This window comes from bacterium, assembly GCA_016873475.1.
Lineage (GTDB): Bacteria > Krumholzibacteriota > Krumholzibacteriia > JACNKJ01 > JACNKJ01 > VGXI01.
This window is the reverse complement of record VGXI01000338.1, coordinates 1-2,365: the sequence shown is the minus strand read 5'-3', so window position 1 is coordinate 2,365 and position 2,365 is coordinate 1. Positions and strand designations below refer to the sequence as shown.

4 protein-coding genes are annotated in these 2,365 nt (G+C 65.1%); all 4 read right to left on the bottom strand.

Translation table 11 applies throughout. From position 1 onward, the window contains the following. Positions 1 to 405, bottom strand: a 405-nt coding sequence (locus FJ251_15535) for a hypothetical protein (GenBank protein ID MBM4119115.1), incomplete at its 3' end; no start/stop codon positions are given. A 22-nt stretch (positions 406 to 427) separates the two neighbouring features. Further along, positions 428 to 607, bottom strand: a complete 180-nt coding sequence (locus FJ251_15530) for a hypothetical protein (protein ID MBM4119114.1) — start codon at positions 605 to 607, stop codon at positions 428 to 430. Further along, on the bottom strand, positions 604 to 855 hold the full coding sequence (locus FJ251_15525) for a hypothetical protein (protein MBM4119113.1): 252 nt from the start codon (positions 853 to 855) through the stop codon (positions 604 to 606). Before FJ251_15525 ends, FJ251_15530 begins: the two co-directional genes overlap by 4 nt. A gap of 297 nt (positions 856 to 1,152) precedes the next feature. Beyond that, positions 1,153 to 2,365: site-specific DNA-methyltransferase (locus FJ251_15520; protein MBM4119112.1), on the bottom strand; the 1,213-nt coding region annotated here is incomplete at its 5' end.

The following is a 2,365-nucleotide window of genomic DNA, read 5'->3' as shown; positions in this document are numbered from 1 at the left end:
GGTTCCTGCTGATCTCCGCTCCTGGTGCGACCCCCGCCTGCCATTGCATTCGGCGTCGGCCATGCAGACATCCTCGAAGTAGACGGGGTTGCCGATGTTTCGCTCTCCGAACTGTCGGCGACCTCTTGGGAGCAAAGATCTCCAATCGTCCTTGTCGCGCTCGTCAGCGTGTCCGGCACTCCCCGGTGCGCCCCCGTCATCTCGCTGTCTTCCGCTCGCGGCGTCGGCCAAGCCGAGAGTGCGCACGTCGTCATGGATGGGCACTCCGGGGAAGGTGCGGGCAAGGAAGTCTCTGCATCGCTGGTCGATTTCGCAGAACTGGACGGTTCTGACTCCATTGGCGGCCGCCGCGAGAGAAAAGCCTCCCAGCCCGGAAAACAGGTCAACGTGTGTTCGTCCATTCATGTTGCCCTCCGCTTCGCGCTGCTCATCGCGGCCTCCCGCTGGGCCAGGCGCCCGAGAGGAGCGTGATCGCCACGCCGAGGATGGCCCCAGCCTCGCGGAACGCACCGGCCGCGGCCTGCCATCGCACATAGCGGCCCGGAAGCCCGTGAATCGTGATCTGGAGGCGGTCGCCCGGGCGGACGGTGAAGCGGGTCTCGCTCATCCCCTCTGCCCCCACAGGATGATGCGCCGGTTGTTCTGCCTGCGCAGGTCGTGGATCTTGTGCCCGCACGCCACGCAGTCTCCGCGATGGCCTGGCGCGCGCGTGCAGATGCCCGACTTCACTCGGAGCCCGCAGATCGGGCCGCCGTCGCGGACACAGAAGCGACACCCATCCGCGGTGCGGCGCTTGGCCTTGTCGCGGATCTTGTAGGCATAGCAGGCGCACCTACGCAGCAGGACCTCGGCCATCTGGCCCTCCCTTCTCGTCCGGCCTCCAGCACCTGATCCGGGGCCGGTCGCGGCGCTTCTGCCGGCGCGTCATGGCGGCGCCGAACAGGAACAGGGCGACGTTGGCTCCGACGACAGCCCACACGATGGTCTCAATGCTCATGGCTGCTCCTTTCGTGCCTGCGCGGCGGCGTCGATCAAGTCCTTGACGGAGAAGGTCTCGTTGATGGCACCAAGTTTGGCGTCCAGTTGGGCGGGCAGGTTACTCATCGGCGATCTCCTGGTTGTTGGAGCGAATCATCTCCCGGCACCAGCGGCTCATGTTATCGCCTCCAATGGGAGCAGTGCGGCGCTGATGCGTGCCTCGGCGATCTTGGCGTACTCTGGGTCGCGCTCAATGCCGATGAAGCGGAAGCCCTCCAGCATGGCCGCCTTGCCCGTGCTGCCGCTCCCGGCGAACGGGTCAAGCACCACACCATCCGGGTGCGTCACGAGGCGGCACAGGTAGCGCATGAGGGCGGTAGGTTTGACGGTCGGGTGGTGGTTCTTGGCACGGACGTTCTTTTTCGGGCCATGTTCAGGCGTTCCCTCAAAGTCACCGTATGCCTTGAGTTCCTTTTCATCCAACCCCTCGCACCCCTCTTCCCGGTCCGCCTTGCTCGCCTTGGCGCAGTAGAAGAAGCGGGCGGCGGAACCGGAGTCGCCGTCGCGTTCGTATCCGTTTGCAGGCCAGCCTGCCATGTATGCCGCTCGGTTCTCTGTCGGTTTCGGCCTTCGCTGACCACTCCCGCTCGTCGTCTGCGGAAACAGCCCAACCACCTCGTCGCTGCCGTCGTGGATCAGGTTCGCGGGCCAGCGGCCTCCATTCGGTTCCCAGCAGACACTATCCCCAGCGAACCCACCCCTCGATCTTCCCCACCCAGCGCCATCTCCCTTGTAGGACTGTGGATAATCTGACCGCCTTGTAGCGTGAACAGATGGGACATCATCCACCGTCCCCACCCTGCACCCGTCCACATTTAGCGCCCCCGTCCCGTGCCGCAGCACATTCTCGGCTACGGTGCCTTCGAGCGGCTTCCGCGCCACAATGATCGGCTCCCACGCTGGTTTGAGCGCCGTGCCCCAACCTGCCCACTCGCGGGCGGCGGCGGTGGCGGGGGCGGTGATGTCCCACGTCTCATAAACCGTTTCCCCGCCGACTGAGGGGAGTGCACTTTTCCCACTCGTGCTCCGCGCCTTGGTGTCCTGCCCCACCACCTCCCGCTCGGCTTCGATGCGATCAACCAACTCATCGACCCACGCAGGGATATCGCCGCACAAAGGGCGCAGTTTGGCCCATTGGCACCGAGTCGGGATGGCAGGTTGGCTCTTGGCCGTCAGGTAGTGCCCCCCCATATTCGTCTCGGTGGCTTCGTCAATCTGCCGTGCCGTGAGCCCCGTTTCCCGCATCCATCCCGTGAACCTCAGCAACCGGCCAGTTTCTCCGTTCGCCTTGTCAATCGCCTTGCTGACATCGTGCGCTTTCGGGGGG